The organism is Dactylosporangium sp. CA-139114 (genome assembly GCF_050955725.1).
In the GTDB taxonomy this organism is placed as follows: Bacteria; Actinomycetota; Actinomycetes; order Mycobacteriales; family Micromonosporaceae; genus Dactylosporangium.
Map to the genome: position 1 here is coordinate 1,684,516 of NZ_CP192080.1, position 15,716 is coordinate 1,700,231.

Sequence of the window (15,716 nt, forward strand, 5' to 3'; positions counted from 1 at the left end):
AGGCGCGAGGGCGAAGGCGCGCGGGGCGCCGGCGGGAGAAGCCGCAGGCGCGAGACGGCCCCCGACCTGCCCGGCGCCACCAGGCCGAGAGCCCCAGTGCGAGGCGCGAAGCCGGGAAGCGAGGCTAGGCGAGACACTGTCTCGCGTCGCACACTTGCGCCCATGGAGCAGCACCTGTACGAGGCCGAGCACCAGGCGTTCCGGGACCTCTGCCGGGAGTTTCTCGCCCGCGAGGCCGTGCCCCACAACGACGAGTGGGACAAGGCCGGCATCGTCGACCGGGAGATCTGGCGCAAGGCCGGCGCGGCGGGGCTGCTCGGCATGGACGTCGACGAGGAGTACGGCGGCGGTGGGCAGCGGGACTTCCGGTTCAACGCGGTCCTCGTCGAGGAGATCATCGCGGCGGGGGCGTCGGGGCTCGGGTTCGGGCTGCACAACGACGTCGTGGCGCCGTACCTGACCGATCTCACCACCGGCGAGCAGAAGAAGCGCTGGCTGCCGGGGTTCTGCTCCGGCGACATCGTCACCGCGATCGCGATGAGCGAGCCGGGCGCGGGCAGCGACCTGGCCGGCATCCGGACGAACGCGGTGCGCGACGGCGACGCCTGGGTGCTCAACGGGCAGAAGACGTTCATCACCAACGGCGAGATGGCCGACCTGGTCGTGGTCGTGGCCAAGACCGACGCGTCCAAGGGCGCGCACGGCATCAGCCTGTTCGCGGTGGAGACGGGCACGCCCGGGTTCACGCGCGGGCGCCGGCTGGAGAAGGTCGGGCTCAAGGCGAACGACACGGCCGAGCTGTTCTTCGACGACTGCCGCATCCCCGCCGAGAACCTGATCGGCCAGGAGGACGCCGGCTTCTACCACCTGATGGCGAACCTGCCCCGGGAGCGGCTCGGCATCGCGGTGGCGGCGGTCGCGGCGGCGGAGTCGGTGCTCGCGACGACGCTGCAGTACGTCCGCGAGCGCGAGGCCTTCGGGCGCCCCATCGGCAAGTTCCAGCACAACCGGTTCCTGCTCGCCGAGCTCGACACCGAGGTGACCATCGCGCGGACGTTCCTCAACCACTGCATCCTGGAGCAGAACGCGGGCCGGCTCAGCGTCGCCGACGCGGCCAAGGCGAAGTGGTGGACGACGGAGCTGCAGAACAAGGTCGCGGACCGGTGCGTGCAGCTGCACGGCGGGTACGGCTTCATGATGGAGTACCCGGTCGCCAAGGCGTGGCTCAACAGCCGGGTCCAGACCATCTACGGCGGCACCACCGAGATCATGAAGGAGATCATCGGTCGTTCGCTCGGGCTGTGACCCGGGCGAGGGCCTCGAAGATCAGCGCCGTCGACGCGGCGCCGGGGTCGAGGTGGCCGGCGCTGCGTTCGCCCAGGTAGGAGGCGCGGCCTTTGCGGGCTACCAGCGGTACCGTCGAAGCTGCTCCTGCTTTTGCCGCTGCGGCGGCGGCTCGAGCGGCATCGGTCTCATCGGCTTCCGTCGAAGCGTAGGCGTCCACGGCGGGGGTCAGCGCGTCGACCATGGTCTTGTCGCCGACCTCCGCCTTGCCCAGTTGCCGCACGCCGTCCAGCGCCGCCCGCAGCCCCTCGGCGAACGTCCCGCCCTGGCGCAGCGTCTTGCCCAGGGCGCGGAACACGGTGCCGTAGAGCGGCCCGGACGCGCCGCCCACCTTCGACAGCAGCGTGGTGCCGGTCTTGCCGAGCACGTCGCCGGCGGAGGCCGGCTCCAGGCCGCCGAGCGCGGTGGTCACGGCGTCGAAGCCGCGGCGCAGGTTCACGCCGTGGTCGCCGTCGCCGATCGCGGTGTCGAGGTCGGTGAGGTGCTGCGCCTCCGCGCGCACGGACTCGGCGACGGCGGCGATCCACTCCCGGGCCAGGGCCTCGTCCACGCTCACACCCCCCAGCGCAGCGCGGGCGTGCGCACGGGCGCGTCCCACAGGCGCAGCAGCTCGTCGTCGGCGCGGCACACGGTCAGCGAGAGGCCGGCCATGTCGAGGCTGGTGACGTAGCTGCCGACGAGGCAGCGCGCGACGGTGGCCCCGGACTCGTCGAGCAGGCGGCGGATCTCGCCGGACATGAGGTACAGCTCCATCAGCGGCGTGCCGCCCAGCCCGTTCACGAGCAGGATGAGGGGCTCGGATCCGACCGGTTTCGCGGTGAGTACCGCGTCGACGACCAGCGCGGCCAGCTCCCGGGCCGGGCGCATCCGCTCGCGGCTGCGGCCGGGCTCGCCGTGGATGCCGACGCCCACCTCGATCTCGTCCTCGGCGAGCTCGAATCCGGGCTTTCCAGAAGCGGGAGTCGTACCGGCTGTGAGCGCGACGGCGAACGACGCCGACCGCTCGTTGACGGTGCGACCGATCGCGGCGACGGCATCGAGGTCCGCGCCCTCCTCGGCGAGCGCCCCGGCGATCTTCTCGACCAGCAGGGTCGCCCCGGTGCCGCGCCGCCCCGCGGTCCAGGTGGAGTCCTCGACCGCCACGTCGTCGTCGACGAGCACGGTGGCGACCCGCAGGCCCTCCTCGTCGGCGAGCTCGGCGGCCATCTGGAAGTTCATCACGTCGCCGGTGTAGTTCTTGACCACGTGCACCACCCCGGCGCCGGCGTCGGCGGCCTTGGTGGCGGCGAGGATCTGGTCCGGGACGGGGGAGGTGAACACCTCGCCCGGGCAGGCGGCGTCGAGCATCCCGAGCCCGACGAAGCCGGCGTGCAGCGGCTCGTGCCCGGATCCGCCGCCGGAGACCAGGCCGACCTTGCCCGATCGAGGCGGCTCCGCCCGCGCGACGTACTGCTCCTCGAGGTCCACCCGCAGCTCGGGATGGGCGGCGGCGAGCCCGGCGAGCGTCTCCCGGACGACGTCGGCCGGGTCGTTGATGAACTTTTTCATGCTCATAGCATGCCTTGTATTTCGGTGGATCTAGCATGCCTGGTATGGCGCAACTGGTGGGGATCGTGTTGGTGTCGCACAGCGAGCGGCTGGCCCACGGCCTGCGGGACATGCTCGTCCAGGTCGCGGGCGAGGAGGTGCCGATCGAGGCCGCGGGCGGGACCGACGACGGGGGGCTCGGCACCAGCTACGACCGCATCCTCGTGGCCATCGACCGGGCCGACCGCGGCGCCGGGGTGCTCGTGCTCACCGACCTGGGCAGCGCCGTGCTCACCGCGCGTACGGTCCTCGAGGACCGCGTCGCCAACGACGCCGTGCTCGTCGACGCGCCGTTCGTCGAGGGCGCGGTCGCGGCGGCGGTGCTGGCCGGCACCGGGGCCCCGCTCGACGCGGTCACCGAGGCGGCGGTGGAGGCCCGCGATGTCCGCAAGCTCTGAGCGCTCGGTGGTGCTGCCCGAGGATCTGCACGCCCGGCCCGCGGGGGCGCTGGTGCGGGCGGCGGCGCGATTCCGCAGTACCGTCGAAGTGATCTTCGGCGAGAAGTCGGCGAACGCTCGCAGCGTGCTCGCGGTGATGGGGCTCAACGCGACGGCGGGCTCCACGGTGCTCGTGCGCGCCGACGGCGAGGACGCCGCCGAGGCCGCGGACGCGATAGTGTCGGTGCTTGCTCACTGAATCGGCCCCCGTCGACGTCGCGTCGCTGCAGCGCCGGACGCTCGGGCTGCTCGTCGGGGCGCAGATCGTGGGCGGGCTCGGCGTCGCCAGCGGCGTGTCGGTCGGGGCGCTGCTGGCCTCCTCGCTCGCCGGGCCCTGGGCCGCGGGCATCGTCGGCAGCTGCGCGGTCGTGGGCGCGGCGGTGATCGCGATCCCGGCGACCCGCCTGATGCGCACCGGCGGGCGGCGGCCGGGGCTGGTCTTCGCGTTCTCCCTCGGGTCCCTCGGCGCGCTGCTGGTCGTCGTGGCGGCGTGGGCGGCCTCCGTACCGCTGCTGCTCCTCGGCACCCTGCTGTTCGGCGGCTCCAGCGCGGCGAACCTGCAGTCCCGCTACGCCGCCGTCGACCTCGCCGCACCCGATCGGCGGGCCCGCCACCTGTCCGTCGTCGTCTGGGCCGCGACGGTCGGGGCGGTCGCGGGGCCCAACCTGGCGCCGCTGACCGATCGGCTGCTCGGGCGCTGGGGCGTTGCGGAGTACGGCGGGCCGTACCTCTTCAGCGTGCTCGCCTTCGCGCTCACCGCGATCGTGATCTTCGTGGCCCTGCGCCCCGACCCGCTGCTCACCGCCGGGGGCACCCGGCCGGGGGAGAAGGCCGTCTGGCGCCAGGCCGCCCGCACCATCCGCGACAGCGCCGGCGCCCGGACCGGGGTCGCCGCCGTGGCGGTCGGGCACGTGGTGATGGTCGGCGTGATGTCGATGACGCCGGTGCACATCGGGGAGTACGTCCACGACCACGGCGACCTGCTGCGCGTCGTCGGTCTCGTGATCAGCGTGCACATCACCGGGATGTACGCGCTCTCGCCCGTCGTGGGCCTGCTCGCCGACCGCTTCGGGCGCCGTCCGGTGATCCTCGGCGGGGTCGGGCTGCTGGTCGCGGCCTGCGCGTTCGCCGGCACCGCGGGCACCGACACGGTCCGGCTCTCGATCGGGCTGGCGCTGCTCGGGATCGGCTGGAGCGCCACCATGGTGGCCGGGTCGACGCTGCTGTCGGAGTCGGTGCCGACCGAGCAGCGGGCCGGCGTCCAGGGGCTCTCCGACGTGATCATGGGGGTCGCGGGGGCCTCCGCGGGCGCGTTGTCCGGGTTGGTCGTTGATTTTTTCGGGTACCCCGTGCTGGCGCTCCTCGCCGGGGTGACCGTGATTCCGTTGATCGCCCGTGTACTCCGTTAGGTTGACCCCGTGCGTCTGACAGATTTTTGGCAGCGGCTCGAGGAGGTCTTCGGGCCCGCATACGCCCGGAGCATCGCCCACGACCAGGTGTTGTCCCAGCTCGGCGGCCTGACCATCGAGGAGGCCCTCGCGGGCCAGTTCGATACCGCGGACGTGTGGCGTGCTGTAGTCGCCGCATATCCGGAGCGTGTTCCAGCCCGTCTACGCTGATGTTTTTCGGCGTGTCGGCGTGCTAATCGTACAGATGTACGGGTACTCTTCTCGCTCGTTGGGCGTCGCTTCGAATTTTTTGTCATACCCGGCGCTTAACGTGTCAGCGTGACCAAGCGAACGCCGACGAAGACCGCGAACCCAGGGGTGACGGACATGGCAGTGCAACCTGACCGGGAGAAGGCGCTGGGACTCGCCCTCTCGCAGATCGACAAGCAGTTCGGCAAGGGCTCCGTGATGCGGCTCGGCGAGCGCGTCCAGCAGCCGCAGGCCATCATCCCGACCGGCTCCATCGCCCTGGACGTGGCGCTGGGCATCGGGGGCCTGCCGCGCGGCCGCGTGATCGAGGTCTTCGGCCCGGAGTCCAGCGGTAAGACCACCGTGGCGCTGCACGCGATCGCCAACGCGCAGGCCCAGGGCGGCATCGCGGCGTTCATCGACGCCGAGCACGCGCTCGACCCCGACTACGCCAAGGCCCTCGGCGTCGACACCGACGCGCTGCTCGTGTCCCAGCCGGACACCGGTGAGCAGGCCCTCGAGATCGTCGACATGCTGGTGCGCTCCGGCGCCCTCGACATCATCGTCATCGACTCCGTCGCCGCCCTCGTGCCGCGCGCCGAGATCGAGGGCGAGATGGGCGACAGCCACGTCGGCCTCCAGGCCCGCCTCATGAGCCAGGCGCTGCGCAAGATCACCGGTGCCCTCAACAACTCCGGCACCACGGCGATCTTCATCAACCAGCTCCGCGAGAAGATCGGCGTCATGTTCGGCAGCCCGGAGACCACGACCGGTGGCCGCGCGCTGAAGTTCTACGCCTCGGTGCGCCTCGACGTGCGGCGCATCGAGAGCCTCAAGGACGGCACCGACGTCGTGGGCAACCGCACGCGCGTCAAGGTGGTCAAGAACAAGGTGGCCTCGCCGTTCAAGCAGGCCGAGTTCGACATCATGTACGGCAAGGGCATCTCGCGCGAGGGCTCGCTCATCGACGTGGGCGTCGAGCAGGCGATCATCCGCAAGTCCGGCGCCTGGTACACCTACGACGGCGACCAGCTCGGCCAGGGCAAGGAGAACTCGCGCAAGTTCCTGCGCGACAACCCCGACGTCGCCGCCGAGATCGAGAAGAAGATCAAGGAAAAGCTCGGGGTCGGCGTCGGGCAGTCCACGGACGCGGCCGGCGGCCCGGAGGCGGCTCCGGTCGACTTCTGATCCCGCCGGCGTCGCTGGTCCGCCGTCCCTGACGGCGTTCGCTCGCGTCGCGTCTGCTGCTCGCGTCGCGTCTGTTTGCTCTCGTCGCCTGTGCGGCGGCGTTGCTTGAGACCCCCGGTGCCGGTCCAGTGGGCCAAGCCGCTCGGGGCGGCACCGGGTCTCTTGCTCGTGTTGGTGTTGGTGCGTGGAGGTAGGGCTTGTCCGGCGAGGACGACGAGAACCCTTGGCTTGCGGCCGAGGGGTCGGGGGAGCCGCGGGCGGGTCGCCGCTCCGATCGGGCCGTGCCTCCGGTGGCGCCGTGGACTGATCCCGGCGGCTCGAATCCTTGGACGACGCCCTCTTCCGGCTCGCCCTCCGCTGCTCCTGCTCCTGCTCCCGCTCCTGCTCCCGCCGGCGGCTCGGCTTCGGCGGATGAGGTTTCGCGGCCGGTCTGGGAGCTCGAGCCCGGGAATCCCTGGGCGGCGGCCGATGACCCCGTCTCGGCGGATTCGGCTCGTCCCGTGTTCGAGCCGGGGCCGGGCAATCCGTGGGCCGATCCCGGCTCTGCGCCGCCCAGCCTTCCGCCTTCCGCCCCGGCCTCGGGCTCGAAGGCGCTGCCGTGGGCCGATCCCGACTCATCCTCGGGTGGGCGCCGGGTGTCGAAGTCGCTGCCTTGGACTGATGCCGACTCGCCCGCCGGCTCATCCTCGGGTGGGCGCCGAGCTGCGAAGTCGTCGTCGCGCGGGGATGCCGACTCGCCCGCGGGCGGGCGGCGGGGTTCTAGATCTGCTGGCCCGGCTTCCGGCTCGTCCTCGGCTGAGCGCCGGGCTTCGCGGGCGGATGCTGGGTCGGCTTCCGGTGGGTGGCGTGCGTCTCGGGCGGATGCTGGGTCGGCTTCCGGTGGGTGGCGTGCGTCTCGGGCGGATGCTGGGTCGGCTTCCGGGGGACGGCGCGCGTCCCGGGGGGATGCTGGTTCGGCTTCCGACGTCGCCTCCGGCGGGCGGCGGGCTTCGCGGTCGTTGCCGTGGAGTTCCCCCTCTTCGGACATTTCCGAAATTCCCGATCCGCGGGCCGAAGACGCCTATGAGCGTGGCGGGTCCGGCGAGCGTGGCGGGTCTTCTGAGCGTGCCGGGGCCGATGGGCGGCGGGGGCGGCGCGGACGCGGCGCGCGGGATCGTGATGCGCCGCCGCCGAAGCCGATGGACCCGCGGGAGGCGGCCCGGGAGATCTGCCTGCGGCAGCTCGCCGTGCGGCCCCGGACCAGGGCCGAGCTCGCGACCGCGATGCGCAAGCGGGGCGTCGAGGACGAGATCGCGGCCGAGATTCTCGACCGGTACGACGAGGTCGGCATCATCGACGACGCCGCGTTCGCGCGCGCGTGGGTGAGCAGCCGCCACCACGGCAAGGGGCTGTCGCGGCGGGCCCTCGCCGGCGAGCTGCGGCGCAAGGGCGTCTCCGCCGACGAGATGGGGGAGGCGCTGGAGGAGCTGACCCCGGACATGGAGGCGGAGACCGCGAAGGCGCTCGTGGTGCGGCGCCTGCGGAGCGAGACCCGCGCCACTCCGGAGGCCGTGTTCCGGCGGCTGGTCGGGATGCTGGGCCGCAAGGGGTACCCGCCGGGCCTCGCCATCCGCCTCGTCAAGGAGGCCATGGCCGAACGCGACGACGCCGCCGAGTTCGCGGACTCCATCGACGCCGACGCGCTCGCCGATGCCGCCCTGGACCCGGACGCTCAGTAGCCCGCGCCGTCATCGACGCCGCTGCCGCCTTGGACTCGGGGCGCTCGGTAGCTTCCACCACCCACCACCGTTGGCGGCCTTGAAACGGGGGCTCGGTAGCTTCCGCCACCACCGATGCCGACGCGCTCGCCGCTGCCGCCTTTGGGTCGACGCCCAGTAGCTTCAGCCATCTGTCGATCGGCGAGGCCGGCATCGTCCGTGCTCCCTCGTACGCGCTTTACGCTCAGTGACCGTCAGGCGGGCGGGAGGTGATGGACGTCGATGTCGGAGTTGGTGGTGCGCACCGTCTGTGGTGGAATGGTTGCAGCGCCGAGGGCAGGCGTGTGTGCGCTCCGGTTCCGACCAGTCACTTGCTGTGGAGGTTTTCACCCACGCGGCGACCGACATGCCGGAAAGGTCCGCGCAAACGTGGCCGCTGGGGTGTTTCGGCTGGCGACGGTACTTGACGGACTTACATCCCGTATGGTGCCCGATCATGAGTCCTTGACCGAAGCGCCCTTCACGACCTAGCCTCGGCGTTACCAGATGGAGACCGCCCAACCACCGCGGGTTTACCGCACAACATAGATCGCGTCACAGATCAGCATCACTTACTTGATCCATAGCGGAAATGAGCGCCACGCCTTGCGGGAGGTGTTGGCGCTAGCGGCGACCCAGCAGCGGGGCCCCCTGGGCCTCGATATCGATATACCTTGATGTGCAGTGGTCGGGCGTCTCCTCCATAACCCCGCCGTCGCAAGATGCGCGGCGCCGAGCGGAGCGAGGTGACGTCGTGACGGAGCGCGCCCATGTCATCCTCTGCGACCCCAAAAGCACCGGCGGCCTGACGGTCGCGGGAGCCGGCGTGGGGCGAGCCCGCGACGGCGCGCGATCGGCCACGGCCGCCGATGCCGACGGCGACGAGAGCGACAGAACCCAGAGCGGCGAAAGAATCCAGAGCGCGGGGCGAGCCCGCGATGGTGCGCGATCGGGCACGGCTGCCGGCGGCGACGGAATTCGAGGCGCGGGGCGTGCCTGCGATGGTGCGCGATCGGGCACGGCTGCCGGCGGCGACGGAATTCGAGGCGCGGGGCGTGCCTGCGATGGCGCGCGATCGGGCACGGCCGCCGATGCCCACGGCGACGACGGCGACCGAACCCGAAGCGCGAAGAGCGGGCCGCGCGCGGAGCGTCGAAGGCACGACGTCGTGCGGACGGCGCATCCGGCCGTCGGGGATGGTGATGTCCGCGGGCGAACCGCGCACATCGCCCTCGAGCGGCGAACCCGGGCGGCCGGCCCAAGTAGGGTGGCTACGGGGGGCGGGACCGCCCGGGCGGACAGGGCGGTGGGCGTGAACAGAGCGTCGGGTGCGAACCGAGCAGGAGCCGTGCCATGGCCCGGCTGCGGCTCGCGACCCACCCTCGACCGGGCCGTGCGCGAGCGGCTCGACCGGGCCGTGCGCGAGCGGCCCGGGATGTCGGATGACGCGGCGGCTGTGCGGCAGGTGGCGGCGTGACCGGGGTGCAGATCGCGTTGACGGTGGCACTCACCGTCCTCGTGGTCGTTGTCGTGGCGGTGCTCGTGGTGGCGCTGAAGGTGGTACGCCGGCTCGGGAGCACCGTTCCCGCGGCCGTGCCCGTCGGGGACGACCCCGCGTTCCTGGCCGAGAAGGATCGGCAGGAGCACTCGCTCGCGTCGTTGCGTACGGCGGCCGAGGACGCCACCGCGGCCGTGGACGAGGCACGGGCGGCGGCGGCCGCGGCGCGCACCGAGGCCGCGGCCGCGAAGGCGGAGGCCAGCGCGGCCCGCTCGGAGGCGCGGCGGATTCTCGACGCGGCCCGGGCCGAGGCCGACTCGCTGCTCGAACGCTCGCACCGGCAGGCCGAGATCGACGCCGAGCAGGCCCGGGCGGCCGCGCGGCGGGCCGGGGAGCGCGAGGTCAACCAGCTCACCGCGGTCGCCAAGGAGCAGTCGCAGGACGCCGAGCGCCGGCAGCGCCGCCTCGACGAGCGGGAGCGGCTGCTGGCCGAGGAGGCCGAGCGGCTGGCGGAGCGGGATCGGCGCATCAGTGGTACCGAAGCGGATCTGCTGGAACGCGAAGCGTCCTTCGCCCGGAGGGAGGCCGCGCTCGCCGAGGGCGAGGAGCGGCACCGGGAGGAGCTGGAGCGCATCGCCGGGCTGACCGCCGACGCGGCCCGGGTCGAGGTCGTCGAGACGATCGAGGCGCAGGCCAAGCGCGAGGCGGCGCTGCTCGTGCGGGACATCGAGAACGACGCCCGCAATACGGCCGAGCAGCGGGCCCGGCACATCGTCGTCGACGCGATCCAGCGGGTCGCCAGCGAGCAGACCGCCGAGAGCGTGGTCAGCGTGCTGCACCTGCCCAGCGACGAGATGAAGGGCCGGATCATCGGCCGCGAAGGGCGCAACATCCGCGCGTTCGAGTCGACGACCGGGGTGAACCTGATCATCGACGACACGCCGGAGGCTGTGCTGCTGTCGTGCTTCGATCCAGTACGGCGGGAAATCGGACGACTCACGCTCGAGAAGCTCGTGCTCGATGGGCGGATCCACCCGCACCGCATCGAGGAGGTCTTCGACCAAGCCAAGCACGAGGTGGAGCGGCTGTGCCAGCGCGCCGCCGAGGACGCGCTGGTCGAGGTGGGCATCACCGACCTGCACCCGGAGCTCATGACGCTGCTGGGGCGGCTGCGGTACCGCACGTCGTATGGCCAGAACGTCCTCAAGCACCTCGTCGAGACCGCGCACATCGCCGGGATCATGGCCGCCGAGCTGCGCCTGGACCCGTCGCTCATCAAGCGGTGCGCGTTCCTGCACGACATCGGCAAGGCGCTCACCCACGAGGTGGAGGGAAGCCACGCGCTGATCGGGGCCGACGTCGCCCGCAAGTACGGCGAGCACGAGGACGTCGTCCACGCGATCGAGGCGCACCACAACGAGGTGCTGCCGCAGACCATCGAGGCGGTGCTCACCCAGGCCTCGGACGCGTGCTCCGGGGGGCGCCCGGGGGCGCGGCGGGAGAGCCTCGAGGCGTACGTCAAGCGCCTCGAACGCATCGAAGAGATCGCCGGCGGCAAGTCGGGCGTCGAGAAGGTCTTCGCGATGCAGGCCGGGCGCGAGATCCGGGTCATGGTCCGGCCCGACGACGTCGATGACATCGGGGCGGCGGTGCTGGCCCGCGACGTGGCCAAGCAGATCGAGGAGGAGCTGACCTATCCGGGTCAGATCCGCGTGACGGTCGTGCGGGAGTCCCGGGTCACCGAGATCGCCCGCTGAGTCGGCCGCCGGTTCGCGAGCCGCGTTCGCGCAGCTCAGGCGCCACCGCCCGAAAAGACGCAGCTCAGGCGCCACCGCCCGAACAATACAGCCCAGGCACCGCCGCCAGGAAAAATGCTGATAAAGGAGAAAAGTCCGGATCACGAAGTGTCCGGACTTTTCTCTGGCAAGCCGTCACAGGGGAGCGATCGCGGAGTCCCCCACGATGAAGTCCTTCTTGACCTTGTACGCCCAGATCACCGGGTCCGCCCCGTCGAGGTTGCCGCTGCCGTCCCACTTGATCTCGCGCCCCGTCGTGGCGCCCTTCGCCTTGTACGTGGCCATGAACTTCAGCATCTCCTCGCGCGTGCCGTTCCCCGCGAGGAAGCCGGCCAGGTAGACCGCCGCCGCGTCGTACGCCTCCGGGCCGTAGAAGCTGGCCTGCGCGCCGAACGTGCCCTGGTACTTCGAGGCGAAGTCCGCCCCCGCGTCCTTCGACGGCACGCACGGGCAGGTCACGATCACGCCTTCGGCCTTGCCCTCGGTCTTGGTCACGAAGCTCTGCGTGAACAGCTTGTCCGAGCCGACGATGGGCAGGTCCGCCTTGGCCGCGCGCAGCGCCTTGACGAAGGCGATGCCGTCGGCCGACTGGCCCGCGAAGTACACCGCGTCCGGGTTGGAGTCGGTGACCTGCTTGACCGCCGAGGCGAAGTCGGTGTCGGCCTGGCGGATCGCGACGGACACGCCCGTGCCGCTGCCGAGCACGTTGGACACCTCGGTGCGGCCGATCGCGCCGTAGTCCGAGTCGTCGTACACGATCGCGGTCTTCTTGGCCTTCAGCGTGTTCTTGATGTATGCCGCGCCCGCGCGGGCCTGGTCGGCGTCGGAGCCGATGCCGCGGTGGAACGTGGCCCAGCCCTGCTTGGCGAGGTTCTCGTCCGGCGCGAACGGCGTGATCATCGGCAGCTTGGCCTTCTCCAGGATCGGGCCGGCCGCGAGGATCTCGTTGTCGTAGACGGGGCCGACCACGCCGATCACCTCGGGGTCGTCGGCGGCCTGCTGGGCCTTGGTCTTGCTGCCGTCGTCCGTCCCGGTGGTGTCGAACTCCTTGAAGTCGACCTTGCAGCCCGCGTGCGCGGCGTTGAAGTCGTCGATGGCGAGCCGGACGCTGTTGCGCATCATCACGCCGTCGTCGGAGTTGTCGCCGCTGGACATGCCCAGGTACGCGATCTTGTGCCCGCACGCCGGGGACGCCGCCGGGGCGACGACCGGGTTCGACGGGCCGGGGTCGGGGTCGTCCGAGCCGCCGTTGGCCGCCCACACGATCCCGCCGACGATCAGCAGCAGCGCGAGGGTGCCACCGCCGACGGCCGCGATCAGCCCTCCGCGTCGTTTCGTCGGCGGCGGTACCGGCGGATAGCCCCCCGGCCACGCCGGAGCAGGGCTCGCCGGCATCGCGGTCACCGGCTGCGGGACCGGAGCCGGGCGCACGGGCTGCTGCGGCAGCACCGGCTGCGCGGGCGCCGGATAGCCCACCGGCGGGCGCGGCTGCGGCTGCGCGGGCTGCGGCGCGACAGCCGGCATCGCGCCCGTCTGGATCAGCGGCGGCAGGTGCGGCGTGTTCGACGGCATGCTGAACCCGGGCGACACGGGTTGCCCCGACACGGGCTGCCCCGACACCGGCGCGGCCGACACCGGGGCCGCGGCCACGTCGCCGCTGAGCTCGTGCGGGCCGGCGCCCGACGTGGGGCCGCCCGAGATCGGCGCCGGGGCGCCGGAGATGGGCGCGGTCGCGCCCCCGGCCGCCCCCGCGACCGCCGCCCGCCCCGTCGGCGGGGCCAGGTGCAGGGCGCCCTCGGCGACGACGAGCTCGGGCTGCTCGATCGCGGTGGGGGCCAGCCCGAACGCGCGGTGCAGCAGCGTCGCGGCGAGCGGGATTCGGCTCGAGCCGCCGACCAGGAACACCGCGGAGACGGGCCGGGTGCCGAGCGCCGCCGCGGTGACCGCGATCTGGGTGGCGGTGACGGTGCGGTCGAGGATCGGGCGGGCCAGCTGCTCGAGCTGCTCGCGGCCGATCGGGACGCTCTCGTCGAAGAGGGGCACGTGCACGTACGTGGTCGCGGCCCGGCTCAGCATCTCCTTGGCCAGGCGCGCGTCCTCCCAGAGCTGCCACGCGGCGCGCCGGTCGGTCTCGCTCTCCGGGTTGGTGAGCCGCTGCCAGCGGTCGCCCTCGCGGCCGGCGAAGCTGCGGCCGAGGTAGGCCACGACGGCCGCGTCGACGTCGAGGCCGCCCGCGTCCGGCAGGCCCTCGCTCGCGAGCACGTCGAAGCCCCCGCCGGCGTTGCGGCGCACGACGCTCGCGTCGAAGGTGCCGGCGCCGAAGTCGTACACCACCGCGATGCCGCCGACGGGCACGTGGGTGCCGACCGTGCTCACGAAGTACGAGGCCGCCGCCACCGGCTCGGACGACAGCAGCGGCTCGGGGAGGCCCGCGGCGATCGCGGCGCGGGAGAGCGTCTGGCGCCGCTGCGGCGGCCAGGTCGCGGGGTGGGTGATCATCACCTGGGCGGGCTTGGCCCCGGCGACCCGCTCGGCCTCGGTCGCGACCCGCCGCAGGACGCTCGTGACGAGGTCGGCCACGGCCACGTCCCGCTCGCCGAGCCAGACGGTGCCCTCCTCGACGCGGCGCTTCGGGTAGGGCTCGAACCGGTGCGGCTGGAGCCGCGCGGAGTGGACCGCGTCACGCCCGGTCAGGATGCTGCCGTCGGCGTTGACGTACACCGCCGACGGCAGCAGGGGCGAACCGTCGAAGAGGAGGGGCTTGGTGCGCCCGTCCGGCCAGCGCAGAACCCCGACCGTGGTCGAGGTCCCGAAGTCGATGCCCAACCGGAAGCCAGTGTCCGCCACTCGCGCAGCGTACGCACCGGAGGCAACCTTGCCAATCAACTCAGATGCTCGGGTGCGAGGTGCCCAGGTCGGTGCTCAGTGGTACGGGCGGCGCCGTCGTCTTGGCCCTCTTGCCGCCGATGAGCCGCTTCTGCAGCCAGAAGGCGAACCAGGACAGCAGGCCGCAGGTGCCGATGTAGATCGCGGCGACGATCAGGTAGCTGGGCACGTACGGCAGGCCGAAGGGCAGGCGGCCGCCGATGGACTTGCCGACGTACAGCAGCTCCGGCAGCTGGATGAGGAAGCCCAGCGCGGTGTCCTTGAGCAGCACGACGACCTGGCTGACGATGGCCGGCAGCATCGCCCGGACCGCCTGCGGCAGGAGGATGGACGTCATCACCTGGGTCTTGCGCATGCCCAGCGCGTACGCGGCCTCCGACTGGCCCCGCGCCACGGCGTTCACGCCGGCCCGGAAGATCTCGGAGAGCACCGCGCCGTTGTAGACCGTGAGCGCGATCACGAGCGGCCAGAACGGGCCGACCTTGTAGCCGAGCTGGATCGGGCCGTAGTACGCGAAGAAGATGAGCACGAGCAGCGGGATGGCCCGGAACAGCTCGACGATGAACGAGGTCGGGGCGCGCAAGTACAGGTGGTCGCTGAGCCGTCCGGACGCCAGCAGGGCACCGAACAGCAGCGCGAGCACGGCCGCGGCGCCGGCCGTCTTGAGCGTGGTCAGGTATCCGTCGAGCAGCTGCTGCTGGATCGCGGCGTACTCGAACTGCTGCCACTTGATCGAGTCGAACTGGCCCGTGTCGTTGAAGCGCAGCACGATGTACACCAGCAGCGCCACGATGCCGATGAGGCTCGCGACGCCGAGCAGGCGGTTGCGCAGCCTGGCCTTGGGGCCGGGCAGGTCGTAAAGAAGGTTCGAGCTCATCGGGCGACCCCCCAGCGGTTCTCGAGCCGGCGCTGCAGCACGATCAGCGGCAGGACCAGGATCAGGAAGCCGATCATGATCCAGAGGATCGTGTAGATCTGGTTCTCGCCGCGCTCGGAGAGGTACGCCTGGATCGCGCCCGCCTCGGCAACGGAGAAGCCGGCCGCGACCGTCGTGTTCTTGAGCATGGCGTTGAGGACGCTCACCATCGGCGGCACCACGGTGCGGAAGGCCTGCGGCAGCACGATGAGGCTGAGCACCTGGCCGAAGGTCATGCCCAGCGCGCGGGCGGCCTCGGCCTGCCCGACCGGCACCGTGTTGATGCCGGAGCGCAGCGCCTCGCACACGAACGCGCTCGTGTAGGCGGTGAGCGCGATGCAGGCGCTGGGGAAGTAGTCGATGTTGACGTCCAGCTTGGGCACCGCGAACACGAGCAGCGCGAAGACCAGCGTCAGCGGGCAGTTGCGCAGCAGCAGCACGTAGGTCGTGCCGAAGCCGCGCAGGGCGGGCACCGGCGACACGCGCATCGCGGTCAGCAGGGTGCCGAGCACCAGCGAGGCGACCCCGGCGATCAGGAACAGCTGGATCGTGACCCAGAAGTGCTGCCAGATGGTCGTCCAGTTGTCCGTGAGGACATGTAGAAACTCGTTCATCCGCTGCCCATCGGAAATGGATCGGAGGGGGGACCAATGCGGGAACGCCGCCCCGAGTGGGGCGGCGTCCCGGTCAG

Annotated in this window: 13 protein-coding genes; 8 read left to right on the forward strand and 5 right to left on the reverse strand. The window is 71.9% G+C overall.

Features of this window, described 5'->3' with window-relative positions:
* Window positions 1-162 precede the first annotated feature (162 nt).
* Complete coding sequence (locus ACQP2P_RS07560) at window positions 163-1,305, forward strand: acyl-CoA dehydrogenase family protein (protein WP_433614189.1); 1,143 nt, start codon at window positions 163-165, stop codon at window positions 1,303-1,305.
* Here ACQP2P_RS07560 and dhaL read toward each other — a convergent pair.
* Entirely contained in the window at window positions 1,280-1,900 is a 621-nt protein-coding gene (dhaL, locus tag ACQP2P_RS07565; RefSeq protein WP_433614190.1) for a dihydroxyacetone kinase subunit DhaL, read from the reverse strand. The genes ACQP2P_RS07560 and dhaL overlap by 26 nt on opposite strands.
* Window positions 1,897-2,892: a dihydroxyacetone kinase subunit DhaK gene (gene dhaK, locus ACQP2P_RS07570; RefSeq protein WP_433614191.1), complete on the reverse strand. Its 996-nt coding sequence runs from the start codon at window positions 2,890-2,892 to the stop codon at window positions 1,897-1,899. The genes dhaL and dhaK overlap by 4 nt, the downstream gene beginning before the upstream one ends.
* 44 nt (window positions 2,893-2,936) lie before the next feature.
* On the opposite strand from dhaK, the gene dhaM reads away from it, so the two are divergent.
* The 7 genes from dhaM to rny all read left to right on the forward strand — a co-directional run bounded on the left by dhaM (window position 2,937) and on the right by rny (window position 11,184).
* The gene (gene dhaM, locus ACQP2P_RS07575; protein ID WP_433614192.1) at window positions 2,937-3,329 is read left to right on the forward strand and encodes a PTS-dependent dihydroxyacetone kinase phosphotransferase subunit DhaM; all 393 of its coding nucleotides are present in this window, start codon (window positions 2,937-2,939) and stop codon (window positions 3,327-3,329) included.
* Window positions 3,313-3,567 (forward strand): HPr family phosphocarrier protein, encoded by a 255-nt coding sequence (locus ACQP2P_RS07580; RefSeq protein ID WP_433614193.1) that lies wholly within the window; start codon window positions 3,313-3,315, stop codon window positions 3,565-3,567. Before dhaM ends, ACQP2P_RS07580 begins: the two co-directional genes overlap by 17 nt.
* Complete coding sequence (locus tag ACQP2P_RS07585) at window positions 3,557-4,777, forward strand: MFS transporter (protein WP_433614194.1); 1,221 nt, start codon at window positions 3,557-3,559, stop codon at window positions 4,775-4,777. The genes ACQP2P_RS07580 and ACQP2P_RS07585 overlap by 11 nt, the downstream gene beginning before the upstream one ends.
* 9 nt (window positions 4,778-4,786) lie before the next feature.
* Window positions 4,787-4,987 (forward strand): DUF3046 domain-containing protein, encoded by a 201-nt coding sequence (locus tag ACQP2P_RS07590; RefSeq protein WP_433614195.1) that lies wholly within the window; start codon window positions 4,787-4,789, stop codon window positions 4,985-4,987.
* Between the two features lie 156 nt (window positions 4,988-5,143).
* Window positions 5,144-6,193 (forward strand): recombinase RecA, encoded by a 1,050-nt coding sequence (recA, locus tag ACQP2P_RS07595; RefSeq protein WP_433084478.1) that lies wholly within the window; start codon window positions 5,144-5,146, stop codon window positions 6,191-6,193.
* Between the two features lie 1,034 nt (window positions 6,194-7,227).
* Window positions 7,228-7,911: a regulatory protein RecX gene (locus ACQP2P_RS07600; RefSeq protein ID WP_433619039.1), complete on the forward strand. Its 684-nt coding sequence runs from the start codon at window positions 7,228-7,230 to the stop codon at window positions 7,909-7,911.
* 1,560 nt (window positions 7,912-9,471) lie between these two features.
* Window positions 9,472-11,184, forward strand: a complete 1,713-nt coding sequence (rny, locus tag ACQP2P_RS07605; protein WP_433619041.1) for a ribonuclease Y — start codon at window positions 9,472-9,474, stop codon at window positions 11,182-11,184.
* Window positions 11,185-11,358: 174 nt separating this feature from the next.
* On the opposite strand, the gene ACQP2P_RS07610 is transcribed toward rny, so the two are convergent.
* From ACQP2P_RS07610 to ACQP2P_RS07620, 3 genes are read right to left on the reverse strand one after another with little or no spacing between them, the layout of a single operon-like run.
* A complete protein-coding gene (locus ACQP2P_RS07610) occupies window positions 11,359-14,070 on the reverse strand; it encodes an ABC transporter substrate-binding protein (protein WP_433614196.1) in 2,712 nt (903 codons plus the stop codon).
* A 40-nt stretch (window positions 14,071-14,110) separates the two neighbouring features.
* The gene (locus ACQP2P_RS07615; RefSeq protein ID WP_433614197.1) at window positions 14,111-14,986 is read right to left on the reverse strand and encodes an amino acid ABC transporter permease; all 876 of its coding nucleotides are present in this window, start codon (window positions 14,984-14,986) and stop codon (window positions 14,111-14,113) included.
* Window positions 14,983-15,639: an amino acid ABC transporter permease gene (locus ACQP2P_RS07620; protein WP_433084487.1), complete on the reverse strand. Its 657-nt coding sequence runs from the start codon at window positions 15,637-15,639 to the stop codon at window positions 14,983-14,985. The genes ACQP2P_RS07615 and ACQP2P_RS07620 overlap by 4 nt, the downstream gene beginning before the upstream one ends.
* Window positions 15,640-15,716: the final 77 nt, after the last annotated feature.